Raw genomic sequence first — 23,887 nt, forward strand, 5'->3', positions numbered from 1 at the left:
AGATGAAGTCCAAGACAAGCAAGCAATCGTTCGGGACATTAGGCGCGAGGGAGAAGACACTTGCCTGCTGAAAATCCTCATCCCGTGACCCGCGAACAGGCCGTCATCCTCGCCAAGTTGCTGCACGAGATCCGGCCCCGCTGGTCAATCGAAGCCATCGTGTCCCTGGTCGGGAAGAACCTCGCCACGATCCCCAGCTTCCCCGCCCTCGCAGAAGCCGCCATCCGAGTAGCGAACGACCCCACCAAGAACACCCCGGCGATCATCTTCCTCGACGGCCGGCACTGGGAACGACCAGACCAACCACGCGAAGCACCACCACCCGGCCCACCCTGCGAAGACCACCCCACCGAACCCGCACACACCTGCCACTGCTGCAAAGCCGACATCCTCGTCGGAGACAGACCACCCACCCACCAAGGCAAACACTGGAACCCAGGAGACACACCATGAGTGAAGACCCGACCACCAAACTCGAGGAGATCCGAGAAGCGTGGAGCCAGCGGAAAGAGCACTTCAACCCGAGAGGCACACTCCGCCTCTGCTCCATCCCGACCGCCGCAGCGCACCGCATTACGGAGATCCACGACCTGACGACGGAGGCCACCCAATGACCACGATCAGCGGACCCTCCCGTAGGGCGACCACCCACGCTGGGCACCGGGGACTGTAAGAAAAACGGTGTGTGAGGGGCCGGCCTGATCCGGAAGGAGATGGCCGTGAACGACTTCACGACCGAAGTATCAGAGACGATGATCGATCCTGTGACGGGAGAATTCATCGATCAAAAGGACCTTGCCGAACGCCTGCTTGCCCAAGCGAAGGAGCAAGGCGTGAGCTTGGTCGGCCCTGGTGGGCTGTTGAACCAACTCACGAAGAACGTCCTCGAGACGGCGTTGGACGCCGAGTTGACGGAGCACCTCGGGCACGAGCACGGCGGGATGCCGATCGCAGCGAATATGCGCAACGGCACGAGGTCGAAGACCGTGTTGACCGAGATCGGCCCAGTCGAGATCGAGGTGCCCCGGGATCGCGACGGGTCGTTCGAACCGGTGATCGTGCCCAAGCGGAAACGGCGCTTGGACGGGATCGATCAGATTGTGCTCTCCCTCTCCGCCCGCGGGCTGACCACCGGGGAAATCGCGGCGCACTTCGAGGAGGTCTACGGGGCGAAGGTCTCCAAGGACACCATCAGCCGAATCACGGAGAAAGTCGCCGGGGAGCTGTCCGAGTGGTCCTCCCGTCCCCTGGATCCGCTCTACCCGGTGCTCTTCGTCGACGCGATCGTCGTAAAAGTCCGCGATGGACAAGTGCGGAACACTCCGTTCTATGTGGTCATGGGCGTCACCACAAACGGGGAACGCGAGATCCTGGGCATCTGGGCCGGCGACGGAGGTGAAGGCGCGAGGTTCTGGCTGCAGGTCTTCTCCGAGCTGAAGAACCGTGGCGTCACCGATGTGCTCATCGCCGTCTGTGACGGTCTCAAGGGCCTGCCGGAAGCGATCACGACCACCTGGGAGCGGACCGTGGTGCAGCAGTGCGTCGTGCACCTGATCCGCAACAGCTTCCGTTACGCCGGCCGCCAACACCGTGACGGCATCGTCAAAGCCCTCAAACCCGTCTATACGGCCCCGAGTGAGGCTGCGGCAAAGGACCGGTTCACGGAGTTCGCCGCCGAGTGGGGCTCACGGTATCCGGCGATCGTGAAGCTCTGGGAAAGCTCTTGGGCGGAGTTCGTACCCTTCCTTGAGTACGACGTGGAGATTCGTCGGGTGATCTGCACGACGAACGCGATCGAGTCGATCAACGCGCGCTACCGCCGAGCGGTGCGGGCCAGGGGTCATTTCCCGAACGAGGCCGCAGCCCTGAAGTGTCTCTACCTCGTCACCAGGTCCCTTGACCCGACCGGCGGCGGCAGAGCACGCTGGGTGATCAGGTGGAAACCCGCACTCAACGCGTTCGCGATCACCTTCGCGGGCCGATTCGAGAAAACCAACCACTAATGAAATGCCGGACCCACACACCGTTTATACGACAGTCCCGGGCACCGACCCACCGAGGTGGATGTGGCAGAGGCTCGTTTCGTCGAGGCGAAGGCCATCACGGACGCCCTGGTGGTCCGGTTGTCGCGTGAGCGTTCGGCGTTGGCTGGGGCTCCTGAGGAGGACCGGCTTTTGGTGGAGCGGCGGGTGCAGGTGACGAAGCTGGAACTAACTGATGCTCGGGCGTATGAGGATCGGGTGTTTGGGGTGTGGGAGCATGAGCGTTCGTTGGCGGCTGGGTGGCCGGTGGCGGGGCTCAGGAGCGATCAGAGCGCCCCGCATGGGTATTCGGGCGTCTCGGTCGTTCCTAGGGCTTCTGAGCGCCTGCCAGCACTCCCGGTAGGCGTGGAAGCTACGACCACCAGGTGGAGCGCGTGATCTCCCGCCTGACAGACCGGGACAAGTTGCTGCGCCTGGTCACCGAACGGCAGCTGCAGCGGCAGGTCGAAGGAATCCTCACGGCGTACGGTTGGCGCTGGTTCCACGCCCCGGACAACCGCCCGGCGAACGGCAGGGTGCAGAAAATCCGGCCCGGCTTTCCTGACCTGCTCGCCGTGCGCGGCCCGCGGCTCGTCGTCATCGAGCTGAAGACCGAGACGGGTCGGATCGCATCCGAGCAGGTTGAGTGGATGCAGAACTTCGAGGCGGCCGGCGCCGAAGCATACGTGTGGCGGCCCCGCGACACCGAAACAGCCCGGCGCGCCCTTGCGTAGAACTACCCCCACCGGTAGTAGAAGTACCGCCTGGTGAAAGGTAGATTGTTAGAGGGACACAAGAAACTCCGCACCGCGCTGTCGGCCGCGGCAAGACTCGAGGACATCGCCATGACGCATGGTCGGTTTGATCTACTCCTCCTCTACCTCTTGATACCATTCCGGATCAAAAGCGTTTCGGGCCGCTTTCATGCGTCTCGTAAGGGCCGCACCAATCTGCGGGTTTTTCGGGTAGGTCGCACAAGCCGCTCGCGCTATGCGCGCCAGCTCATCCCAATGGTGCTGGTCCTCCGCCGACGCATCCTCCTTGACGCTCTTGAGGTGTGCGACCTGAAGGAGATAGGGCCAGGTTTTGAGCTCCTCCATGAAGTTGCGATCTTCAACTTCGAAGCCCCAACGGATCCGAGCAGACTGCAACTGCTCGAACACAGGAACTCGGGTATCCCCCGCAAGCTCATTGTGAATCATGTGCTCCACTGCGGCAGCAAAGTCTGCGGCAGCAGCGTACTCCCGGGCCTTGCTTGCCTCCCGTCTTTGCTCCTGCAACTGTGTCCTCAAGGCAGATTCCTGGTCCGCTCGAAGAATCTCATCCCGTTGCCGCTGCGCTTCGACGGCATCAGCCGCTAGATGTCGCTGTTGTCTATTCGAGCGATTCAAGACGTATACGGCTACAAGCGCCGCGAGAATTGCTCCGGGTATGCCCCCAAGGAGACCCGACCAAAGCGCCTCCCAGCCGCTACTCCCCATTCGCGATCACCTCTTCGTACTCTCGGGCTCTATTCGTCAACTAGGACTCTTTCATGGTTGGACCGCAACCAATACTCGAAGTGGGGACGATTCGTGGCCCCCTCACAAGATCAGCCACGCCCGTTCATCGAAGGGTGCGGCTTCCCTGGGGAGGGTGAGCCCGTGGCGCCGACGCCGCGGGCCGCCGCCCACCTCATCGCCGCCAACTGCGCACACCACCATCATTGGACGATGGAGCTACTGCCGACCGAATATGCTCAGCGGATGGGGTACACAACTTCTGACTTCACCATCCTCGCTGCCCGCCGGAAGGCGAGAGCAGAGGCAGCGAATGATGAACAAGAACCGATCCATCTGTCCTACATATTTTTCTGGGGCTTTGCGTTCTCCGTGCTCGTCGTCCTAGGCCTAGTCTGGGTCGCCGCGGCATACGAAACGGGCGACGCCATGCCGTGGACCGCGGAACGACGAATGACTCCTGACGAGACGTTTGGAGTCATCCGCAATGGCGTTACCGCTGCGGCGGCTCTCGGCGTTGGCGTCACCCTGTTCTTCTCCTATCGGCGTCAGCAGACCTCAGAGAGGACTCTGAACTACACCGCGAAAACGCAGCGCTTGGCCGTAGAAGCACAATCCTTAGCCGAGGAGCGCCTCAGGATTGAAAGCTTGGACACGTTACGAAAGCGCTACCTTGACATCGCCACACTTTTGAATAGTGCGACGGATTTCAACCGCATCACAGCACTCCACGCTTTGGAAAGCCTCATCATTTCTTGGAGGCAGGCTGGGGATGACCGCGAAGCCAGCGCGTGCCTCGGGCTACTACTGTCTACGATGAGGCTATCGCGATCTGAGGCGTCCGCCGCCGCCACTGAATTCCTAAGAACCGCTCAAAGCATCGTCGAGCGTCACATGCAGATCGCAGCAGGGCAACTATCATGGGGCGAACTCAGCTTCGATGCTACCCGATGTATAAGCAAGACCGGTCTGCGTAATTGGGTGATCGATGGAGGGGACATCGTGGCATCGCCCCGAAATGAGGGGCCGGTGGGCGCTTCGGGCGTGACTTTATTAGCCGGCTCGGTTCGCTTATCCGACTACCTGCCCGACTCGCTAGAGAACGATAGCGTGAACACGCTGGAGAGAATTAGCGTGCAGGGTGGCCGCCTCAACATAGTATCCACATCAGAAAACCCGGTCACCGCTTTTGTGAAATGCAAGTTCACCGGCGGCACCGTGGTGGTGTCCTCAACTCGCCCCGGTGCGAATCGCAAGTTCTCTTTCGAATCGAGCGAGTTCAGTGGTGGTGTCATTCAGATTAGCCCTACGAAGCCCACTAGTGTTCTCTTCTTGAATTGTCACTTCACTGCTCCCCCGATGGGCGGTTTCGCGTTGAAGCGACGCGCCGATCGGAAATTCTCCTTCGTCAGGTGCACCGCCATCGACGGCGAGGGTAATGAAGTCACCGTCGACAGTGAATTGGATCTTTTTCGCATATTTTTCCCTGGCTCAACAGGACGCGAACCCGATGCTTAGGTAACCGTTCAGGTACCGCAGAATTAACTGAAGCGTTCGACAATAGAAGGTGTAGATGGCAAGGATCCCCAGAGATACGTTGACGTGCGAGCTTGCTCCAAATGCTGTGAAGAATGATGAGTTGTCCTGCTCAGTCCCACCACTCGAATACCTCGACCTGTGGTCAACTATCGGTGACGTCGCCACAGCACTCCTGACGCTCGCACTTGTGGTGTTGGCGGGATGGGCTGGTTGGACAGCAGTGAAGACGCTGAACCAGACCAGACAAAACAGCATCGACCAAACTCGCCCGTACGTCTTCGCCCAAGTCGTGCCGAGCATCGCTGGGTCGTCGATTTACGATCTGGTCATACAAAACACGGGCCAGTCGACTGCCCGCAACCTGACGATTGCCTGCCCTCAATTCCCATCCGAGCCTGATCGACTCGCCGTCGCCATAGGCAAGCTCTTCGACATCGAACACGTACTGCCACCCCAAGGCCGCATCAGGACGTATTGGCACTTCAGCGGAGATGATCGTAATTGGTCCGATGGCGAAGGGGACATGGGGCTTCCTCCTGTCGCGGACATCCAAGTCTCGTACGACGGACCGGATGGGCACTATGAGGACACGTTTCCCATCAACATCGGGGTGTACGCGATGACCCCAGTTGGGGCCAGCGGACACGAGGTTCCGACGGATCTCACCAAGCCCGAGAAGAACCTTCACAAGATGCTCGCGGTGATCGCTGGCAATATAAGTAACTTAGGGCGGTAACGAAATGGCTGAGCGTGGTGCGAAGAAGATAAGCGGCGACGATTTGCGTCCCCGTGACCACTGGAAAGAACAGTGCGCCAGCGCAGCCGAGCGTCAGATTGTCCTCTCGTCGTAATGACCGGTTCTCGTGTTGAACACACGCACTGTTGGCCGTTCGCAGTGCTCAGCAACCTGCAGGGAAAGATTCTTGGTGCGGTTCAACCGCGTGGGCGGTTCAGTCCAGACCAGTTCGATCACTGCACGGTCCCAATCCTCGAGGTCACAGGACGCCGAAAACTGCGCGCTATCGCCGGACCGCATCAGCCCGACTCGGTTGTGAACGTCAGAGTCCTGGCGCCCGATTTCGACCTCGCAACTAGCGCCCACAAGATGGCAGTTGAAGGCGAGACCATCACCGGCATTTGCTATTCTGCCGCTCACAATCGCGCTGTCCGGCAGCCCGTACCTAGAATTTTCCGAGGCGGTCGCGGTCATGTGAAAGATCCACTCAGGATCCGGTCGATTTCTATGTCTGAAGTAAACGGCTACAGCCCACGATGTCAGAGCCCCAATGGAACCAGCGAGAGCCACAAGAGCGGCCGCTGCAGCCCAAATCCATTCCTCTGTGAAGACACTGTTCCCCATCCCTTTACCTTACGGAGTGAGAATGAAAACTGAGTGTGGAGCGAAGAAGCGTGACGGCGAGTCGTGCGGCGCCCCGCCGATGAAGGGGCAGAAGCGGTGCGCCAGGCATGGTGGCAAGTCCCCGCAGGCGCAGAAGGCGGCCGCGAAGCGAGTAGCGGAGCAGGAGGCGAAGGACACCATGGAAAAGGCGATCGTCACCCTTGGGCTCCCCCAGGACATCGACCCCGCGAAAGCCCTTCTCGACGAGATCAGCCGGACGTACGGGACGGTGCTGTGGTTGCAGGGGAAGGTGCGGGAGCTCGAGCCCGACCAGCTCGTGTGGGGTCAAGTGGAGACGCAGCAGGGCATCGGACCGCAGGGCCCCGTCGACACGACGATGGAGCGGGCCGAGTTCAACGCCTGGTACCAGCTGTACCTCGGGGAACGGAAGCACCTCGTGGCTGTCACCACCGCCGCGCTGAAGGCCGGCATCGAGGAACGCCGGGTCAGGTTGGCCGAGCAGCAGGGCGACCTCGTGGCGCAGGCCATCCGGTCCATCCTCGACGCCCTCAACCTGTCATCGGAACAGTGGGAACTCGTGCCCACCGTGGTGCCGACCGCACTCCGATCATTGGGCGAACTAGCGCCGTAGAAAACCCCCGATAAGCGGCAGAATAACCACCGGCAAGGGTAGAATTAGGGCATGGGACAAACCACACTGCAGCCAGGGGAAAGAGTCGCCACCGCGAACGTGGCGGCCCCGAAGTACGAGGCACTCCTCGAGCGGCTCAACACTCCCCGCCCGGACCAGTCCATGGGGCCGGACACGTTCGAGGAGCTCTGCCGGCGGGCATGGGAAGCACTCCCCGGCTCCACCCCCTGGGCTGACGTACCCGAGCAGGTTGGCCGCGCCGAGTACCGCGAAGAAGTCCGAGGCATCCTCACCGTCGCCGCGAACCTCATGCCAATCGACACCCTCCATGGCGCCGACGGGGCCAGCGTATGGCTCCGAGGCGAACGGTGAGCACGTTCGACTGGGTGATCCTCAGCCTCTGGGTGGCCCTCGCATGCGCCTGCATCCTCAACTGGACCGCGCAAGCCCGCTGGCATGCCCTGTACCGCGAAGACCTGCAGCGCGTGATCGAAGGCAAGGCGATGAACTACCAGCTGTTCAAGCTGGGTGAGCGGCACGCCGATGACTGAAACGCTGACCCCGGTAGCCGCGGCGACCCTCTGCGGTGACGGCCGGTGCGACGTCGCCCTGCACGACGGGTTCACCCTCTGCGCCACCCACACCAGCCAGCTCGCTCGTGATCTCGCTGCCGTGCGGGAGGTGTGGGCGAACCTGCAGGTCACCATCCGCCGACAGGACGCCACCAGCTCGGCGATCGGTGGTGGGTCGACAGGCTCGAGGCCGTGCATCAATCTCGACGCCCTCGACAAGGGCGAGACCTTGGCGTCCCTCCTCAACGGTTGGGCCGGATCCCTCGCCCTCGACTACCGGCAGCGTCCGGCAGCAGGCGCCGCGAAGTTCCTTTCCGACCACCTGCGCCTCATCGTGAAAGAGGACTGGGCGGGCGACCTCGCACAAGAACTCGCCGAGTCCCTTGCTGAGTGCCGGCGGACCACCGACAGGGCCCTCGAAATCCTCAGCCTCGGCGTCTGCGGCTTCGGGGATTGTCCCGGCGCAGTCACCGCCGTGGTCGGCGGACACACCGGCCGCTGCCGGGAATGCGGCGCAGTCTGGAACGTCGCCGAGCGGCAGCAGTGGGCAATCAGCCAGGCATGGCACGCCGAAGGGTCCCTCCGCCTCATCGTCTCCGCGCTCCGGGCGTCACAGCAAATCACCACCAGCTACGAGACCGTCAAAAAGTGGGCGCAGCGCGGGAAGCTGTACGGCACCTGCGACGTCGCCACCCGAGAACACAGGTACACAGCCGCCGGCATCCTCGAAAGCGTCCGCACCGCCACTACCAACAGGGCACGCTTAAACGCTTGACAGGCGGTACGTGTCCCCATACTCTTCTCATAGTGCGAGAACTGGCTTCAATGAGCTATACCCGCAATCACATCATCGGATTGGGACCCAATGCCAGGCCTCACCGGCCCCCGTGCCGGACGGTACTCCAAAAGACCCTCCAGCGGGCCCTCGCGTCCGAACGAATAGGTTCATCCGCTGATTCGTCGTGATCGTTTCATTTCCTGTGTATTGCATGACGTCGCGAAATTCTCCGTTTGCGTCTTTGTAGGTAGCCCTCGTCATATCGAGTTCGATGTCCGGGCCACGATTGTAGATCTGAACCGCAAACTCAATTTGATCTGAGGATGTGAAGAGCATTCCCCCGTTGAAGATTAGGTCGATGTTAGCGCCGCCATAATCGGTTTCGCGTGGAAGCATTGTGACGGATGAGACAGGAATATCATTGATGGTGAAGTCTTGTAATTGGTTGTTCTGATCGAAGCGGAAGTTATCAACCTCAAGACATCTATCGGTAGTAGCGGTGGAACAGAAGCGAAAACCCGAGCCGACGTCTTCTAAGGTCCCCGGCTCAGGTAGCTCCTCCACGATCTGCCAAGCAAGCCACTCGTTCTGCGCTACCCGTGCATATGATGCTGCAGGGGAATCAGGGGCCGCATAGGTGAGCGCCATACTAATGCTTTGACTGATTCGAGCGTCGTCACCCTCCGATTGTCGAGTGAGTGCTTTCCAATAGCCTTCGGCTGCTTCCTCCCTAGCCGCGGATGTTCCCGCGGAGGGCCACCCAAAGAAGGGCCACGCCCAAGCCAGTAGCGACACCATGAACGCGGCAATCGCCACTACTAACGATGTTTTGGAGTCGCGAATGACTACCTGCGGAGAAGCGCCAACCGCTGGTTTGGATCGTTGCTTGGTCTGACTGCCTGATGGTTTCCGACTGGTCATGGGCAATCGTATCCCCTCAGATCGTGCCGAGTGAGCAGAATGGTTCGCCTCCGATTCGGAAGGATGACTCGCGTGACCACCGACTTGTTTGAGCGTGCAGCAATGCATTTCGAGCCACGGAAACCGAAGTGGGCGTTCCCGGGCGCGATGGCGTTGGCGACAAACCCGAAGACGGTGCAGACGCCGGCGCTCGACCTGATCGACGCAGCCCTCGTGGAAGCGTTCAACACCCCGGACTCGCGGCTCATCATCTGCATGGCGCCGCAGGAGGGCAAGAGCGTCCGCGTCGCGAACGACTTCCCCATTTGGTGCCTCACCCAGAACCCGGATCTCCGCATCGTCACCGCCTCGTACGCGCAGAACCTCGCGAACAGGAACGGGCGGGTCATCCGCAACCGAATCACCACCAGCGACGACATCGACCTGAAAATCGCCTCCGACAACGGTGCCGTGCACGAATGGACCCTCGACGGCCACCAGGGCGGCGTCCTCAGCGTGGGCATCGGCGCCGGTGTGACCGGCCGGCCAGCGGACATGCTGATCATCGACGACCCCATCAAGGACCGCAAAGAAGCAGACTCCGAGACGTACCGGAACAACGTGTGGGACTGGTGGACCGACGCCGCGTCGGCTCGCCTCGCCCCCGGCGCCCCCGTCATCGTCATCCTCACCCGCTGGCACCAGGACGACCTCGCCGGCCGCCTGCTGGAGCAGGACAAAGAGGCGGGCTGGAAGGTCCTCAACATTCCCGCGCAGGCCGATCACCGGCCGGAGAAGGGCGAGACGGACCCCCTCGGGCGCAAGCCAGGCGAGTTCATGGTGTCCGCCCGCGGCCGCACCCTCAAGCAGTGGCTGCAACGCAGGGCCACCGCCGGCGCCCGAACCTGGGCCAGCCTCTACCAAGGCAGGCCCTCCCCCGACACGGGCGGCGTCTTCCCGCAGGAATGGGCCCGTTACTCCGAGAAGATGTGGATTGAGCACCCGGACGGGCGCCGCACCGTCCCCGGCGTGGGCCGCGAGGACACCGAGCTCGTCCAGTCGTGGGACCTCGCCTTCAAGGACACCAAGAGCAGCGACTACGTCGTCGGCCAGGTGTGGCTCCGCGTCGGAATGCAAGCGTTCCTGCTCGACATGGTGCGGGAACGCCTAAACTTCACCGCCACCTGCAAGGCCATCGAAGCCATGAGCGCGAAGTGGCCGCAAGCGGTCGCGAAGTTCGTCGAGGACAAAGCCAACGGGCCTGCCGTGATGAACGTGCTCGGCAAGACGGTCATGGGGCTCATCCCCATCGAGCCCGAGGGCTCCAAGTACGCCCGCGCCTCGGCCATCTCACCGCTGACCGAGGCGGGCAACGTCATCCTCCCCCAGGCCGAGCTGCTCCCCAACGTGGAGGAGCTCATCGAGGAAGCGAAGAACTTCCCGAACAGCGCCCACGACGACACGATCGACGCCCTGTCGCAGGCCATCAACCGGCTGCTGCTCATGCCCCTCGAAGCGGGCATGTTCGAACCGGTGGAACCACAGTTCGAGGAATGGTCGGGCATCAGCCCGTACTGATCCTGTACCCCTGACACGCACGCCCAAACAGAGGAGGCCCCGTGAGTAAGTTCCTGCAAGCCCTGGGCCTCCAAGAGGCCGCCGTGGCCGAGACCTCGGGCGACGTCGTGGAAGTCCCCGCCGGCCAGTGGGACACCGTCCTGTACCGCCTCGAGGAGTCCATGGCGCAGCTGCAGATGGCGGCCGAGGACTCCGGGTGGGCGAAGATCAACGCGGACCTCGTCAACGAGTTTTCCCGCGAGGGACTAAAGCGCATCGCGACGAATGGCCGGCTCATGGCGATCGCGAACCCGCTCATCAAGCGCGGCCTCGGCATCCGCCACGCCTACGTGTGGGGGCAGGGCGTGCAGATCAGCGCACGGGACGAGGGCGTCAACGCCGTTGTGCAGGCATTCCTCGACCGTGAGGACACGAAGGCCACGTTCACCGGCGCCCAAGCCCGGGAGCGCAGGACGAAGGCGCAGGGCACGGATGGGAACATCTTCCGCGCCCACTTCACCAACCCCCTCGACGGGACCGTCCGCGTCCGGAACCTGCCCTTCGACGAGATCACCGAGATCGTCACCGCCCCCGGGGATAAGACGGAGGCGTGGTACTACCTGCGTGTCTGGCAGGAAACCACCCCGACCGCCACGTTTGGAACGGGGCTCACGCGGGAGCAGAAGGCCTACTACCCGGCCCTCACCTACCAGCCCCTCACCAAACCCAAGCGGCTCGGCGACGTCGAGATCCGGTGGGACGCACCCGTCCTTCACGAGAAGGTCAACGACCTCGAAGGCTGGCTGTGGGGCATCGGCGACACCTACGCTGCACTGCCCTACGCGAGGGCGTACAAGGAGTTCATCGAGGACTGGGTCCTGCTGGTGAAGTCCCTGTCGAAGATCGCCTACCAGGCGGTGCCGAAGAAGGGCCTTGAGTCGCAGAAGATGCGGCAGGCCGTGCAGGTGGGGCAGGGTGCGCCCGCCGGGTCCTGGGCGGTGGGCTCTGAGGGCACGAAGATCGAAGCGGTCCCGAAGACCGGGGCGACCATCGACTCTGAGTCCGGGCGCCCTGTTGCGGCCCTCGTCGCCGCCGCCCTGGGCGTCAGCGTGATCGACCTTCTCGCGGATCCGGGTCAGGCAGGGAACAGGGCGACCGCGGTCACCATGGACCTCGTCAAGCGCCTCGAGATGCGGGGCCGGCAGGAATTGTGCGAGCAGACCGACCGCGCCACCCTCGACTACGTGATCGAGCAGGCCATCATCGCTCCCCGGGGCCCCCTCAAAGGGACCGTGGTTCGCGACGGCGACCGCCTGTACGCGACACCAGCCGGTGACGCCGAGAACACCATCGAGTTCGCGTGGCCCGCCCTCGACGAAGTCCCACTGGACATCATCATGAAGGCCATCGAGATCGCCGACGGCACCGGCACGGTCCCGAAGGTCGAGATCCTCAAGCTCATCCTCCACGCACTCGATGTGGACGAAGCCGACGAGATCATCGACCGGGTCACCGACGCCGACGGCAACCTCATCGACCCGCTGGTCACTGCCGGTGACGACGCGGCCCGCCGCTTCCGCGCCGGGCAAGACCCAAGCGAGGGGCTGCGGTGAGGCCACCATACGATCCCGCGTGGGAGCTGACGTTGGAACTTGGGCAGCATCACCGCCTCGATCCGATGGGCCCAAACGACAGGTGCACCTGCGGCTTCAAGACGGAGCTTGGCCGCCTGTTCCCTGAGCACATCGCCGACCGGCTCGTCGCTCAAGGGTGGCGCAAGTCGTGAGGGTGGTGCAGTTCGGGAAGCTCGGCCGCCTAGTCGAAGACGAGTACGACGTGCTGGAAGGTGACGATGAGTATCAACGCCCGCACACTCGCACTCCTCGCGGACCGGCGCGACGACCTGAACGCGACACTGGACGCGCAGACCCTCGCCCTGACGAAAGCGTGGGTCGAAGCATGGGACACCCTCGCACCTGACTTCGACGCCGCTCTCACCGAGCTACTCGCGTCGGCGAAGGACGGGCGCCTCACCGGATCGCAAGTGGCACGGAACATCCGGCTCCGGAAGGCACTCAGCCTCGCTGCGGAACGGTTGGATGAGCTCGCCGAACTGACGCAGGTCACGGTGCAGGCCGACGTCGCACGGGCCGCCCTGGCCGCCGCGCAGTCGCAGATCGACACCATCGCCTCCCAGCTCCCACCGGAGGGGCAGGTGGCCGTCCTGCCAACGTTCACGCAGGTCTCCACCCCGGCCATGGACGCGATCGTCACGAGGATCACCCAGCAGATCACCAAGGACACGCTGCCGCTCTCCGAGGACGCTCAGCTGGCCATGCGCCGCAACCTCGTCCGCGGCGTCGCCGTCGGCGACAACCCCCGGGTCACCGCACGGCGGATGATCCGGGAGACAGAGGGGCACTTCAACGGTGGGCTCAACCGGGCACTCACCATAGCGAGGACCGAAACACTCGACGCCCACCGAAGTGGCGGCCGCGCCGCGGACATCGCGAACCCCGACGTCGTGGCCGGCTGGTCATGGGGCTCACAACTGTCCGCCCGCACCTGCATCGCCTGCCTGTCCAAGCACGGCACCGAGTACCCGCCCGACGTCGAAGGCCCCAACGGGCACCAAAACTGCCGGTGCGACCGGATCCCGGTGACGAAGACGTGGAGGGAACTCGGCTTCGACATCGAGGAGCCGCCGTCGCTCACAAAGTCCAGCGAGGAATGGTTCGGGTCGCTCACCGACAAGACGCAGTTGCAGATCATGGGCCCCGGCCGCCTCGAGCTCTACAAGTCCGGCGCAGCGTCCTGGTCGGACCTCTCCCGCGTCCAGCAGAACGACGGGTGGCGAGACAGCGTCACCATCACCCCGGTCCGGGACCTGCGGGCGTCAGTCCTGGCGTGACGCCGTGTAGCTAAACGTCCCGCAGTAACGGCACACGGACTCCATGCGGGCGCCATTCGAGGCCAAGCTGATCCCCCGCAACACGAAGACGTGACCGCGGCACTCACCCGGCCCACCACCATCATTCGCATCGTCCATTCCCACACCACCAGCATAGGAGGCCGGTCAATGCCGACACTCATCACCGAGGCGGGCACCCTCGCCCCGACGAAGACCGGTCGACTCGAGATCACGCTCATCACTCCCGGCTGGGGGTCCTCCGGCTACTACTCGGCGGAGATGCTGGAGCAGGCAGCCGCCGATCGCGTGTTCCCCCGCGGGACGCAGCAGCACATCGACCACATGGGCGCCTCCGAGCGCATCGAGAACTCCGCGGGCTCGCTCCGCACCCTCGCTGCTGTGCTCACCGAGGACGCCGAGTGGGAGCCCGACTGGACGGACCCGAAGACAGGTGTGAAGGGTCGCCTCAAGTCCGAAGCGCTCCTCGGGTCCCAGTATCGGGAGACCATCACCGAGTTCGCCGAGTACATCGGCACCTCGATCAGCGCCGGCGCCGACGTCACCATCGGTGAGGCCGAGGGACGCAAGGGCCACATCGTCGAGAAGCTCCACCCGAACCCGCTGAACCGGGTGGACTTCGTGACAGTCGCGGGCAGGGGCGGGCGCATCAGCGACGTCCTCGAAGCCGCCGTGCACCGCATTGCCGAGGCCACAGCGAACGACACCCGCGACGCCCTCAGCGCCGCCGTGAAGGAAGCGTACGGCGCCGACGGCGTGTGGCTGTGGGTCCTCGACTACGACGAAGCGAACGTGTGGTTCACCCAGGAATCCGAGGACGAGTCCCACACCTGGCAGCAGGCCTACACGATGACCGACACGACAGCCACCCTGAGCGGCGACCTCATCGAAGTCCGCCGCGTCACGACCTACACCCCCATCACTCCCCCGGCCGACGACGCCGCACAGGAGTCCAAGAATTCCCCACCGATCCCGGCTGGGGTAACCGAAAGGAAGGAGTCAGCAATGACTACAACCCAGATTGAGGAAGCCGAACTGGCGACCCTCAAGCAGGACGCCGGCCGGGTCACCGCGCTGGAAGCCGACAACGCCGACCTCCGCAAGTCCGTAGCCGAGGCCGTGATCGCCGAGGCGTTCGCAGGCCTCGAGGCGCCCCGCACAAAGGCTCGAATCTTCGAGTCCTTCACCGCCAAGGGCTCGCCCATGACCACGGACGCCCTGCGCACCGAGGCCACCGAGTCCGCCGCGGAACTCAAGGTCCTTCAGGGCGCCGGCAAGGTCGACGGCGTCGGCGACACCACGCCCGTCGGCGAGTCCAAGACAATCACCGACGACGACATCGTCAACGCGCTCTAAGGAGGCACCCCATGGCAAAGAACCAGCGGTACACCAATGCCCTGCACATCAGCGTCCCCGTCCCCGCCGGGGTGAAGTCCGGCGAGCCGGTCAAGGTCGGCCAGATCTGCGGCGTCGCCCAGATCGACCGCGAGACCGACGGCAAAGCCACCCTGTGGCTCGACGGCTCCTACGACCTCCAGGTCACCGGCGCAGTGGCCAACGTCGGCGACCCGGTCTACATCAAGGCCGACCGCACCCTCACCGCCACGGCGACCGGCAACTACCTCTTCGGCACCGCGCTGGGGACCAAGGGAACCGGCACCGGCCCACTCGAAGTAGCCCCGATCGGCTACACCACCCAGACCGCCGCTGGCGTGTAAGGAGACCACCATGGACACACTCGTCAACGAAGGGTTCCGCAAGGCACCCACCCACCAGGAGCGCGTCTTCGAAGCCGCCCGCCTGTTCAAGGCCGGCAAGTCCGGTGCCGACTACTTCAAGCAGGCCACCCTGCTCGAAGCACTGAGCACCTCCGACTTCCCCGTCCTCCTCGGCCAGGCCTTCTCAAAGCAGGCCGTCACCGCGCAGAAGGACGCCGTCAAGGAGTTCGAGCCCCTCCTCGTCGACATCACCGTCGACGACTTCAACCGCCACAAGCTCGTCGACCTGTGGTCCGGCGACGCGTTCGAGACGGTGAAGCAGGGCGAGGAGTACAAGGGCGGCACGCTGTCCGAGACCGAGCTGACGCACGGCAACGGCAAACACGGCAAGTCCTACGGCCTCACGTGGGAGCTGCGCCGCAGCCGCGACTTCAGCGCCCTCGCGAACTTCCCGAAGTTCCTCGGCAACGGCTCCATCAAGGGCCAGAACAACAAGGTCGCTGACCTCCTGGTCAAGGACAACGGCTGGAACACGGCACTCTTCGGTGCCGTGAAGACGCTGGCGTTCACGCCGGAGAACCTCGACGCCGCGATCAAGGAACTCGCCGTCCGCGAGAACCACCGCGGCGAGCTCGTCGACGTGTCCGACCTCGTCCTCGTGCACGGCCCCGCGCTGCGCACCGAGGTCAACCGGGTCCTGCGCTCGACCGAGCTGGAGATGCAGGTCACCGACGGCAGCAAGGTCACGAAGACCCGCGTGCAGAACCCGTTCAGCAACGTCGTCACCCCGCTCGAGTCCCGCACCGTCGGCCAGCGCCTCGGCTCCGGCCAGAACACGGCGTGGGCGCTCGTGCAGGGCAAGTCCTCGGACCTGCCCTCGATCATCCGCACCCTCCTCTCGGGTGAGGAGACGGTCGACATCCGGGTCAAGCGCGACCAGGGCGCGAGCGTCGGCGGCGGTGACCTGCCCGTCGAGGCGGGCTCGTTCAACGACGACACGATCTGGTTCCGAGGACGCGACGTCTACGGCATCGACCCAGGCTTCACCACCGGCGTCTGGGCCTCGGCCGGCGCCTAGCACCACCAGCCCCCGGTGGGATGACCGCGACTGACTCGCTGGCATCAATCCCAGTACGCGCCCACCGGGGGCACCCCCACTCTTCCTAGGAGGCACTATGGCCGACCTCACCCCGACCGACGTCGTCCGTCTCCTCATCAGCGACACCAGCACCGGAGACGCCCAGCTGTTCACCGACGACCAGATCGGCGCGTTCCTCGGCCTCTACGCGGGGAACGTGCACCGGGCGGCAGCGAAGGCGCTCCGCACGATCGCCGCTTCCGAGGTCCTCGTCTCGAAGAAGATCCGCACGCAGGACCTGTCCACGGACGGGCCCGCCGTGGCGGCCGCTCTCCGGGCGCTGGCAGATGACTGCCTGGCGGAAGCCGACGCCGCCGACGCAGCGGAGGGTGCGTTCTTCGACATCGTCCCGTTCGCCTCACAGTTCAAGCCCGAGGGTGCGGAGTACCGGTACCCATGAGCCCGCTCCCGAACTCCCACGTCATTCCGCCCGGCTGGGCCGAACGGCACCGGCCGGCGGCTGCGGCTACCATGCAGTCCCCCGCCGTGTTCCGGCGCATCAGCGACGGCCCCGCCCCGTACCCGGTCCCCGAGGGCTGGGACGGCACGGAGATCCTGTGGGGTACCTCTGAGGCTCCGGTCCTCGTGCGGGTGCAGCAGCTCAACCGGCAAGCCGTCACAAGCGCTGGCGAGCAGCCGACCAGCATCCACCAGTACCTCGTCACCGCGCCCGTCGACGGGCCGCCGATCCGCTCCGGCGAGCAGGGCGACGTCATCGACGTCGAAGGCCGGCGCCTCCGCATCGTCAACGAGTCGTTCGGCACCTACCTGTGGGAGCGCGACTTCACCTGCATCGACAACCTCACCCAGCAGAACCCCGACTGATAGGCGGTGCGCGATGGACGGGCTCGAACTCCGGCGGTTGTCCGCCGACATCGGACGGGCCGCGAGGAACGCCGAGCCGAAGGCCAAGATCATCGTCGCGAAGACCGCGATCGACATCCAAAAGGACGCCAAGGTCATCGCCGACCAGAAGGGCGTCCGCGACACGGGCACCCTGATCAACGAGATCCACACCTACATCGACGGGCTGGGGGCGACGATCTCCCCCGACGCGAGCTACTCCATCTTCAACGAACTGGGCACGAGCAGGATGCCGGCACGCCCGTTTATGGGCCCCGCCACGGACCGCAACCAAGGCCCGTTCGAGGAAGCTATGGGCTCCCTTGGGGAGGCGGTGTTCGGTGGCTGACCCGGTACTCCTGAAACAGGCCGTCATCGACGCACTCACGGCCATCCCGGGCCTCGGCGGGCGGGTGCACGACGGCGCGCTCACGAAGGCCGCAGCGACCGACAGTGCCGGGTACGTCCTGCCCTACGTGGTCCTCTTCGCCGGGATCGGCGACAACCCGCAGGAAACCACAGCCCGCGGCGATACGCCCACCGGTGCGCTGGTCTTCGACTTCCAGACGACCTGCGTCGGCCCCGGCACCGGCCAGTCCGCCGGGGTCGCCCGCGACGTCCGGACAGCGCTGCTCAACCTGCGCATCGGCCGGGGCACCGTCCGGAAGAACCCCGACGGCTTCGACCAGCCCACGCCCGTCCGCGAGGAAGGCGTCACCCCTGTCCGGTACATGCTGCCCCAACAGTGGCGGCTCATCACCAACTAGGAGCACCCCATGGCAGATGACGGATTCGTCACAGCACGACCCCCCGGCGGCGGCAAGAAACGCCGCGTCCCCCTCCACTACCTGGAGGAACCGTTCAACTACAAGCTTCCCCCGAAAACCCGGGGAAGGGCCACTCCGGCCAGCACCACCACCGTCACCGAACCGGCCCGGCCGGAGAACGCAGAGGAGGTTAGCTGATGAAAGTAGCAGCTGACGGACGCAAGAAATTCACCCTACTCACCGAAGCCCCCGCGGCCCGGATCCCCACCGCCGCCGAGCTGAACGCCGGCCAGGACATCTCCTGCGCCGTCCTCGACTCCGACGCGAACTTCACCAACACGGCCTCGGACCGGTTCAACGAGAAGGCCGCCTGCCAGATGGGCAACTCCCAGGCACTTGGCGCCGCGAACTACGACACCGCGCTCACGTTCCTGCGCGAGTACCTCGAGGCCGGCGGCGCGGACAAGACGGGCGAGGACCTCGGCTACCAGGCGGTGAAGACCCGCGGCACGACCGTGTGGATCTACCTCCGCGAAACGGACAAGGCCTCCACCGAGGACTGGGCGTCCGGCGACGAGATCCACCTCGGCGGCGAGCTCGTGTCCGACGCCCCGATGCGAGTGAACAACGACGGCAACATCAAGCGCCGCATCGAGTTCCTCGCGCAGAACATGGTCAGCGAAGTCCCTGTCGCCGGGGCCTGACCTGCTTGACCGGCGGGCGCGTGTGTCTAAGCCTCCACGCGCCCGCTGTACCACCCACCTGAGGCTGCCCCGACCTATGGAGGCTGAACCCCATGACCACCCCCGAAGAGTTCGACTTCGCCGACTGGTTCGCCGACGCGAACCTGCCCGAGCAGTCCGCTGACATCTTCACGAACGCTGCCCTCCTCGGTGAGATGGCCGACCTGCAGCGCCGCATCGACGTCGAGGTCCGTGTTCAGGACGCCGAGCGCACCGCCGCGTCCCCTGCGAAGGACCGCCTCGAGGACCAGTGGGTCGCCCTCGCGAAGCAGTTCGAGGCTTCGAAGATCACCGTCTACGTGCGGGCCCTCACCGGTGCCGAGCGCAAGGCAATTCGGGAAGCACACGACCTCGCCCAGAAGAACGACGGCGAGGAAAACAGCGGCTTCGTCCTCCGCTGCCTCGCCGCGTCCATCGTCGGCATGAAGAAGCACGCCGGGGAACGCCAGCCCGTCACCCTCACCCTCGACCAGGTCACGCAGCTGCACGCCAGGATCGGCGATGCGCAGATCGGCGCCATCCACGACGCGCAGCTCACCGCCACCAACGGGGTCCCCACCGTGGACGCCGATTTTTTGCGCAAGCTCTCTGGACCCGCCGCTGGCCCGGAGTCGTAGCAGCACTGAAGACGGCGGCCCGCTACACGCGAGCCCCGTCCGAGTACCTCGGCTACCGAGACGAGGCCAAGGACCGGCTCCTCGAGTACGCGTACACCCTGTACGAGGACGGGCTGTGCGACTGCGGGTGGCCTCGGCACATCTGCCAGAACCCCGACAACGACGGCTGGTTCGACGCGAAACGGAAGACTTGCCACAGCAAGCAGGCCGTGGATCAGATCACGCAGGCGAAGGACTACAAGCCCTCGCCGGGCGAGCTGATTTACACCGAGTACACGCGTCCGGCGGACAAACCGCTCAAGCCGCTACCGGGCTTCGAGGGCAGCTAGGAGCCGCCGTCCGAAACCTGCGAAGGCGACGACCAAACCGATCGCGAACGCGCCGAGCGTGTAAATCGTCGGTGCGCCGCCGGATCCGTAGGCCGCAATGATCAGCACCAGCGCGACGACCGCGACCACGAGTCCGGTCGTCATCGTGCGTGTGCCTGACTTCCGTGTAATTCCCCCACCATCACTCATGCGGCAAGCATAACTACATACCGGAGGCACCATGGCCGAGCGTTCCGTCGTCGTCCGGCTGGCAGCACGAGTCTCCTCTTACGTGTCGTCGATGGGTCAGGCGAAGAAGGCCACGGACGACGTTGGGCGGGCCGCGGACAAAGCGGGCCAGCAGTCCAAGCAGGGCGCAAAGGAAGCCGCCGCAGCTGCAGCTCAGGTAGCCGCCGCGCTCGGCAAGGAAGCGCAGGCCTCGCAGGACGCCGCGAAGGCGCACGGCATGTACTACGACTCGGCGGGCAAGCTTGTCGACGCGAACGGCAAGTTCGTCTCCTCGGCTGGTGCCGCTGAGGCCGGGCTCGACCGGTACTCGAGGGCCGTCGTCGACGCCACGCAGGCATCTGAGAAAGCAGGGCAGGCGGCGGCCGCAGCAGCGGGACCGTTCAAGCGTGCAGGGCAAACCCTCGACGAGGTCGCCCAGTCCGCGAAGAACAACCGCGAGGCATGGGACCAGGCGGGCGCCTCCCTCACCGCGTTCGGTGCCGTGTCCGTCGGGGCTCTCGGCTTCGCGGCGAAGGCCGCCATGGACTGGGAGTCATCCTGGGCCGGCGTGACGAAGACCGTCAACGGCACACCCGAGCAGATGGCCGAACTGGAGCAGGGGATCCGCGGCCTCGCGAAGTCCCTGCCCCTCGCGCACACGGAGATCGCCGCCGTTGCTGAGGCGGCAGGCCAGCTCGGCGTCGCCCGTGAGGACGTCCTCGGCTTCACGAAGACCATGATCGACCTCGGCGAGTCGACGAACCTCACCGCGGACGAAGCAGCAACCCAGATCGCCCAGATCAGCAACGTCATGGGCACCCTCAAGCGCGAGGGAGCGGAAGGCGTCAGCCGCTTCGGAGCGACCCTCGTCGAGCTCGGCAACAACGGCGCCTCCACCGAGGCCGAGATCCTGTCCATGGCGCAGCGCATCGCCGGCGCCATGGCGACCGTCGGCGGGTCCGAGGTCGAAGTCCTCGCCCTGTCCAACGCCCTCGCGTCCATGGGCGTCAAAGCGGAGCTCGGCGGCGGCGTCGCCACCCGCGTCCTGCTCGGCATGTACACGTCGATCAAGGACGGCGGGCCGAAGCTCGAGGCATTCGCCAAGACCGCCGGGGTCAGCGCATCCGAGTTCGCGGCAGCGTTCGAGTCCTCCCCTGTGCAGGCGCTGTCCATGGTGGCTCAGGGCCTCGGCCGGGTGAAGGACGAAGGCGGGAACGTCGTCGCGTCCCTCGCCGACATGGGCATCAAGGGCACCGAGAGCACGCAGGTCATGCTCGCCCTCGCCAACTCCGGCACCCTCCTCGCCGACGGCCTGTCACAGGGCAACGCCGCATGGGCAGAGAACACCGCCCTCCTCGAGGAAGCGAACAAGCGGTACGCGACCACCGAGTCGCAGGTCAAGATCGCGTGGAACGGCATCAAGGACGCCGCGATCGATGCCGGCGCGGTCATGCTTCCTGTCATTCAGCAGGTCGCCGAGTCCGTCGCTGACATGGCGGAGATGTGGGGGAATCTCCCCGCCCCCGTGCAGGGCGCCATCGCCGGGCTGACCGGTGTCGTCGGCGTGGCCTCCCTGGTCGCGGGCGGGCTGCTCCTCGTCGTCCCGCGGGCACTGGAAACAGTCGATGCGTTCACGAAGCTCTCCACCAGCGCCCCAGGTGCGGCCTCTGGCCTCTCTAAGGTTGGCAAAGCAGCAGGCGCGGCAGGCGCCATCGCATCCTTCGGGTTCACCATCGCGAAAATCGCCGAAGCCTCCTACATGGACGACATCGACACCGGCATGGGCAAAGTCGCACTGGCCATCACCAAGGTCGCCAACAACAGCCCCGACGCTTCCGCAGCCCTCGACGACCTCTTCAAGGACCGGAACGGCGATGGAATCAGCAAGGAGGTCGACGGCCTCGAGTCGGCGATCGACCGGATGTTCAACCCGACCGCAACTCAAAAGTTCGACGACTGGGGTCAGCGCCTGGTCACGGCGACAACCGGAATCAAGGGGTCCCTCGCCGTCCAGGAGGAGGCATTCGACCGCGTCGACACAGCCCTCTCCGACCTTGTCTCATCCGGAGATATGGACGGGGCGGCTGCCGCGTTCAAGAAGCTCGAGGACCAGATGCTCTCGCAGGGGGCGATGACTGAGGAAGTCGCCGCCCTTTTCCCGCAGTACGCGGACGCCCTCGCATCAACTGCAGCACAGCAGGAGGGTGCGGCGGCCGGAGCTGAGGGCACGGCGGCTTCCCTCGACCTCGAGGCGGCAGCCGCCCAAGAGGCAGCCGCAGCGTCGGAGGAAATGGTCGACGCACTCGCCGAGATCGGGCTCTCCGCTGAGGGCACCATCATCGACCTGCAAAAGTTCACGGACATGCTGTTCTCGATGGGCCTCGCAACCATGTCCAGCCGGGAGGCCGTCTTCGGGTGGGAAGAGTCCCTCCGCGGCATGGGCACGGCTGTGCAGGATATCCTGAACTCGCAGGGCGAGCTCGGCGCCGTGCTCAACGCGACCGGCACCGACTTCAACGAGATGACGACCGCCGGCAAGAACGCGAACGACGTCCTGTCGGGCATCGTCACGGAGGGCCTGAACGTCGCATCGACGTTCTCCGGTGACTTGTCGAAGTCGGCTGCTGATGTGAATCAGCAGCTGCAGTCGACGTACGACGCTGGCGTGCAGACGGCCATGGGCCTCGGCCTCGGCAAGGACCAGGCAATCGCCCTGACCCGCGAACTGATGGGCATCCCACCCGGGGTATCCATCGAGACATGGATGTCGGAAGCCGCAGAAATGCGGGCCGACACAACGGGTGAGGCCATCGGTGAGATCCCGAAGAGCGTCTACGTCGAGTCTTCGATGGACGCGGCTGCGTTCGAGACCGCGGGGATGACGAAGCAGGCCGTCGACGACGTGCCCGACCAGGCAACGATCGACTCGTGGATGTCCGACGCGGCGTTTAAGGAGGCGCTGCGCACGCGTGCGGCGGCCCTAGGGATCCCTGAGTCCGAGGCGATCGACAGTTTCATGTCGTCCGCTGCCCGGAACGAGGCCGACAGCACGACGGCGCAGATCCTCAAGATCCCGCCCGGCGCTTCGGTGTCCTCGTTCATGGACGCCTACGCCCGCGACATGGCGAACCAGACGGCGGCAGCGGTCAACGGCATCCCCGGGTACAAGCAGGTCGACATCGTGACCGTGTACTCGGTTGTGGGCTCCCCATCCACGATCGACACGGACGCCGGCGGACGCGTCGGGCTGGGCCAGGTCGGCCTCAGCCGGGCCCACGGTGGCCGGATTCCCCGGCACGCCGGCGGCGGGAAGCTGCCGTCCACCGGGCCCGGCACGGAGCGCGAGGACGGCATTCTCGGCATCAGCTCGAAGACCGGGCAGCCGGTGTCGTGGCTGGACGGCGGCGAGTGGATCGTGAACGCGAAGTCCTCGGACAAGCACCACAACCTCATCGCCGCAGTGAATCGTGATGACCCGCGCCTCGCCAGCCTTCCCGCCCTAGTCGGCGGGGGCAGGACGTCAGGGCGGGAGTACGCCCCGTCGATGAGCTACGCGGGCCCGAGTACGGCAGACACGGCGGCAGCAGTCGCCGCGTCACTTCCCACCCACGCCGTCGTCCCTGTCCGGCTGACCATCGACGGCCGCAAGCTCCACGAAGCGACCGTCCGCGCCACCATCGAATACAGCTAGGAGCTGCCCTGTGACTGCTTACCTCGGGCCTGCGGGCAACCTCGTGGC

General features: G+C 64.9%; 28 protein-coding genes. 24 read left to right on the forward strand and 4 right to left on the reverse strand.

The features are described 5' to 3' along the window. Positions 1 to 84: 84 nt before the first annotated feature. The 4 genes from P5G52_RS13755 to P5G52_RS13770 all read left to right on the forward strand — a co-directional run bounded on the left by P5G52_RS13755 (position 85) and on the right by P5G52_RS13770 (position 2,755). Positions 85 to 453, forward strand: a complete 369-nt coding sequence (locus P5G52_RS13755) for a hypothetical protein (RefSeq protein ID WP_301228257.1) — start codon at positions 85 to 87, stop codon at positions 451 to 453. Next, positions 450 to 614 (forward strand): hypothetical protein, encoded by a 165-nt coding sequence (locus P5G52_RS13760; protein WP_301228259.1) that lies wholly within the window; start codon positions 450 to 452, stop codon positions 612 to 614. Before P5G52_RS13755 ends, P5G52_RS13760 begins: the two co-directional genes overlap by 4 nt. A 138-nt stretch (positions 615 to 752) precedes the next feature. Then, positions 753 to 2,003: an IS256 family transposase gene (locus P5G52_RS13765; protein ID WP_301228747.1), complete on the forward strand. Its 1,251-nt coding sequence runs from the start codon at positions 753 to 755 to the stop codon at positions 2,001 to 2,003. Positions 2,004 to 2,416: 413 nt separating this feature from the next. After that, on the forward strand, positions 2,417 to 2,755 hold the full coding sequence (locus P5G52_RS13770) for a VRR-NUC domain-containing protein (protein ID WP_301228260.1): 339 nt from the start codon (positions 2,417 to 2,419) through the stop codon (positions 2,753 to 2,755). Between the two features lie 132 nt (positions 2,756 to 2,887). On the opposite strand, the gene P5G52_RS13775 is transcribed toward P5G52_RS13770, so the two are convergent. Next, positions 2,888 to 3,313, reverse strand: a complete 426-nt coding sequence (locus P5G52_RS13775; RefSeq protein WP_301228262.1) for a hypothetical protein — start codon at positions 3,311 to 3,313, stop codon at positions 2,888 to 2,890. A gap of 351 nt (positions 3,314 to 3,664) precedes the next feature. On the opposite strand from P5G52_RS13775, the gene P5G52_RS13780 reads away from it, so the two are divergent. Continuing rightward, positions 3,665 to 5,038 (forward strand): hypothetical protein, encoded by a 1,374-nt coding sequence (locus P5G52_RS13780; protein WP_301228264.1) that lies wholly within the window; start codon positions 3,665 to 3,667, stop codon positions 5,036 to 5,038. A gap of 55 nt (positions 5,039 to 5,093) precedes the next feature. Next, positions 5,094 to 5,795 (forward strand): hypothetical protein, encoded by a 702-nt coding sequence (locus P5G52_RS13785; RefSeq protein WP_301228266.1) that lies wholly within the window; start codon positions 5,094 to 5,096, stop codon positions 5,793 to 5,795. Between the two features lie 93 nt (positions 5,796 to 5,888). On the opposite strand, the gene P5G52_RS13790 is transcribed toward P5G52_RS13785, so the two are convergent. Beyond that, positions 5,889 to 6,269 carry a hypothetical protein gene (locus tag P5G52_RS13790; RefSeq protein ID WP_301228268.1) on the reverse strand — a complete coding sequence of 127 codons (381 nt, stop codon included), beginning with the start codon at positions 6,267 to 6,269 and terminating at the stop codon, positions 5,889 to 5,891. Positions 6,270 to 6,441: 172 nt separating this feature from the next. Here P5G52_RS13790 and P5G52_RS13795 point away from each other — a divergent pair, with 172 nt between their 5' ends. Genes P5G52_RS13795 through P5G52_RS13810 form a run of 4 tightly spaced genes read left to right on the forward strand, consistent with a single transcriptional unit; the run spans position 6,442 to position 8,397 of the window. Continuing rightward, the gene (locus tag P5G52_RS13795; protein ID WP_301228270.1) at positions 6,442 to 7,050 is read left to right on the forward strand and encodes an HGGxSTG domain-containing protein; all 609 of its coding nucleotides are present in this window, start codon (positions 6,442 to 6,444) and stop codon (positions 7,048 to 7,050) included. A gap of 51 nt (positions 7,051 to 7,101) precedes the next feature. After that, positions 7,102 to 7,422 carry a hypothetical protein gene (locus P5G52_RS13800; protein WP_301228272.1) on the forward strand — a complete coding sequence of 107 codons (321 nt, stop codon included), beginning with the start codon at positions 7,102 to 7,104 and terminating at the stop codon, positions 7,420 to 7,422. Then, positions 7,419 to 7,601: a hypothetical protein gene (locus tag P5G52_RS13805; protein WP_301228274.1), complete on the forward strand. Its 183-nt coding sequence runs from the start codon at positions 7,419 to 7,421 to the stop codon at positions 7,599 to 7,601. The genes P5G52_RS13800 and P5G52_RS13805 overlap by 4 nt, the downstream gene beginning before the upstream one ends. Next, positions 7,594 to 8,397 carry a hypothetical protein gene (locus P5G52_RS13810; RefSeq protein ID WP_301228276.1) on the forward strand — a complete coding sequence of 268 codons (804 nt, stop codon included), beginning with the start codon at positions 7,594 to 7,596 and terminating at the stop codon, positions 8,395 to 8,397. Before P5G52_RS13805 ends, P5G52_RS13810 begins: the two co-directional genes overlap by 8 nt. 72 nt (positions 8,398 to 8,469) lie before the next feature. On the opposite strand, the gene P5G52_RS13815 is transcribed toward P5G52_RS13810, so the two are convergent. Beyond that, entirely contained in the window at positions 8,470 to 9,048 is a 579-nt protein-coding gene (locus P5G52_RS13815; RefSeq protein ID WP_301228277.1) for a hypothetical protein, read from the reverse strand. Between the two features lie 345 nt (positions 9,049 to 9,393). Between P5G52_RS13815 and terL the strand changes: the two genes are divergently transcribed. From terL to P5G52_RS13880, 13 genes are all read left to right on the forward strand, one after another. Beyond that, positions 9,394 to 10,878, forward strand: a complete 1,485-nt coding sequence (gene terL, locus P5G52_RS13820; protein WP_301228279.1) for a phage terminase large subunit — start codon at positions 9,394 to 9,396, stop codon at positions 10,876 to 10,878. Positions 10,879 to 10,919: 41 nt separating this feature from the next. Next, a complete protein-coding gene (locus tag P5G52_RS13825; RefSeq protein ID WP_301228281.1) occupies positions 10,920 to 12,470 on the forward strand; it encodes a hypothetical protein in 1,551 nt (516 codons plus the stop codon). Positions 12,471 to 12,709: 239 nt separating this feature from the next. Next, complete coding sequence (locus P5G52_RS13830; protein WP_301228283.1) at positions 12,710 to 13,768, forward strand: phage minor head protein; 1,059 nt, start codon at positions 12,710 to 12,712, stop codon at positions 13,766 to 13,768. 168 nt (positions 13,769 to 13,936) lie between these two features. Next, positions 13,937 to 15,142, forward strand: a complete 1,206-nt coding sequence (locus P5G52_RS13835) for a hypothetical protein (protein ID WP_301228285.1) — start codon at positions 13,937 to 13,939, stop codon at positions 15,140 to 15,142. Between the two features lie 11 nt (positions 15,143 to 15,153). After that, positions 15,154 to 15,504, forward strand: coding sequence for a DUF2190 family protein (locus P5G52_RS13840; protein ID WP_301228287.1), 351 nt, complete (start codon positions 15,154 to 15,156; stop codon positions 15,502 to 15,504). A 10-nt stretch (positions 15,505 to 15,514) separates the two neighbouring features. Next, positions 15,515 to 16,582, forward strand: coding sequence for a phage major capsid protein (locus tag P5G52_RS13845; protein WP_301228289.1), 1,068 nt, complete (start codon positions 15,515 to 15,517; stop codon positions 16,580 to 16,582). A gap of 97 nt (positions 16,583 to 16,679) precedes the next feature. Further along, a complete protein-coding gene (locus tag P5G52_RS13850) occupies positions 16,680 to 17,042 on the forward strand; it encodes a hypothetical protein (RefSeq protein ID WP_301228291.1) in 363 nt (120 codons plus the stop codon). After that, entirely contained in the window at positions 17,039 to 17,467 is a 429-nt protein-coding gene (locus P5G52_RS13855) for a DUF6093 family protein (protein ID WP_301228293.1), read from the forward strand. Before P5G52_RS13850 ends, P5G52_RS13855 begins: the two co-directional genes overlap by 4 nt. A 13-nt stretch (positions 17,468 to 17,480) precedes the next feature. Continuing rightward, on the forward strand, positions 17,481 to 17,834 hold the full coding sequence (locus P5G52_RS13860) for an HK97-gp10 family putative phage morphogenesis protein (RefSeq protein WP_301228295.1): 354 nt from the start codon (positions 17,481 to 17,483) through the stop codon (positions 17,832 to 17,834). Further along, complete coding sequence (locus tag P5G52_RS13865) at positions 17,827 to 18,252, forward strand: hypothetical protein (RefSeq protein ID WP_301228297.1); 426 nt, start codon at positions 17,827 to 17,829, stop codon at positions 18,250 to 18,252. Before P5G52_RS13860 ends, P5G52_RS13865 begins: the two co-directional genes overlap by 8 nt. Positions 18,253 to 18,261: 9 nt before the next feature. Continuing rightward, positions 18,262 to 18,450: a hypothetical protein gene (locus tag P5G52_RS13870; RefSeq protein ID WP_301228299.1), complete on the forward strand. Its 189-nt coding sequence runs from the start codon at positions 18,262 to 18,264 to the stop codon at positions 18,448 to 18,450. Continuing rightward, a complete protein-coding gene (locus P5G52_RS13875) occupies positions 18,450 to 18,956 on the forward strand; it encodes a phage tail tube protein (RefSeq protein ID WP_301228301.1) in 507 nt (168 codons plus the stop codon). The genes P5G52_RS13870 and P5G52_RS13875 overlap by 1 nt, the downstream gene beginning before the upstream one ends. 92 nt (positions 18,957 to 19,048) lie before the next feature. Then, on the forward strand, positions 19,049 to 19,612 hold the full coding sequence (locus P5G52_RS13880) for a hypothetical protein (RefSeq protein ID WP_301228303.1): 564 nt from the start codon (positions 19,049 to 19,051) through the stop codon (positions 19,610 to 19,612). 305 nt (positions 19,613 to 19,917) lie between these two features. Here P5G52_RS13880 and P5G52_RS13885 read toward each other — a convergent pair whose 3' ends face one another. Next, a complete protein-coding gene (locus P5G52_RS13885; protein ID WP_301228305.1) occupies positions 19,918 to 20,085 on the reverse strand; it encodes a hypothetical protein in 168 nt (55 codons plus the stop codon). 76 nt (positions 20,086 to 20,161) lie between these two features. Here P5G52_RS13885 and P5G52_RS13890 point away from each other — a divergent pair, with 76 nt between their 5' ends. Next, the gene (locus P5G52_RS13890; RefSeq protein WP_301228307.1) at positions 20,162 to 23,839 is read left to right on the forward strand and encodes a phage tail tape measure protein; all 3,678 of its coding nucleotides are present in this window, start codon (positions 20,162 to 20,164) and stop codon (positions 23,837 to 23,839) included. Positions 23,840 to 23,887: the final 48 nt, after the last annotated feature.

Origin of the sequence: Arthrobacter burdickii (assembly GCF_030433645.1) — a bacterium.
GTDB lineage: Bacteria > Actinomycetota > Actinomycetes > Actinomycetales > Micrococcaceae > Arthrobacter_D > Arthrobacter_D burdickii.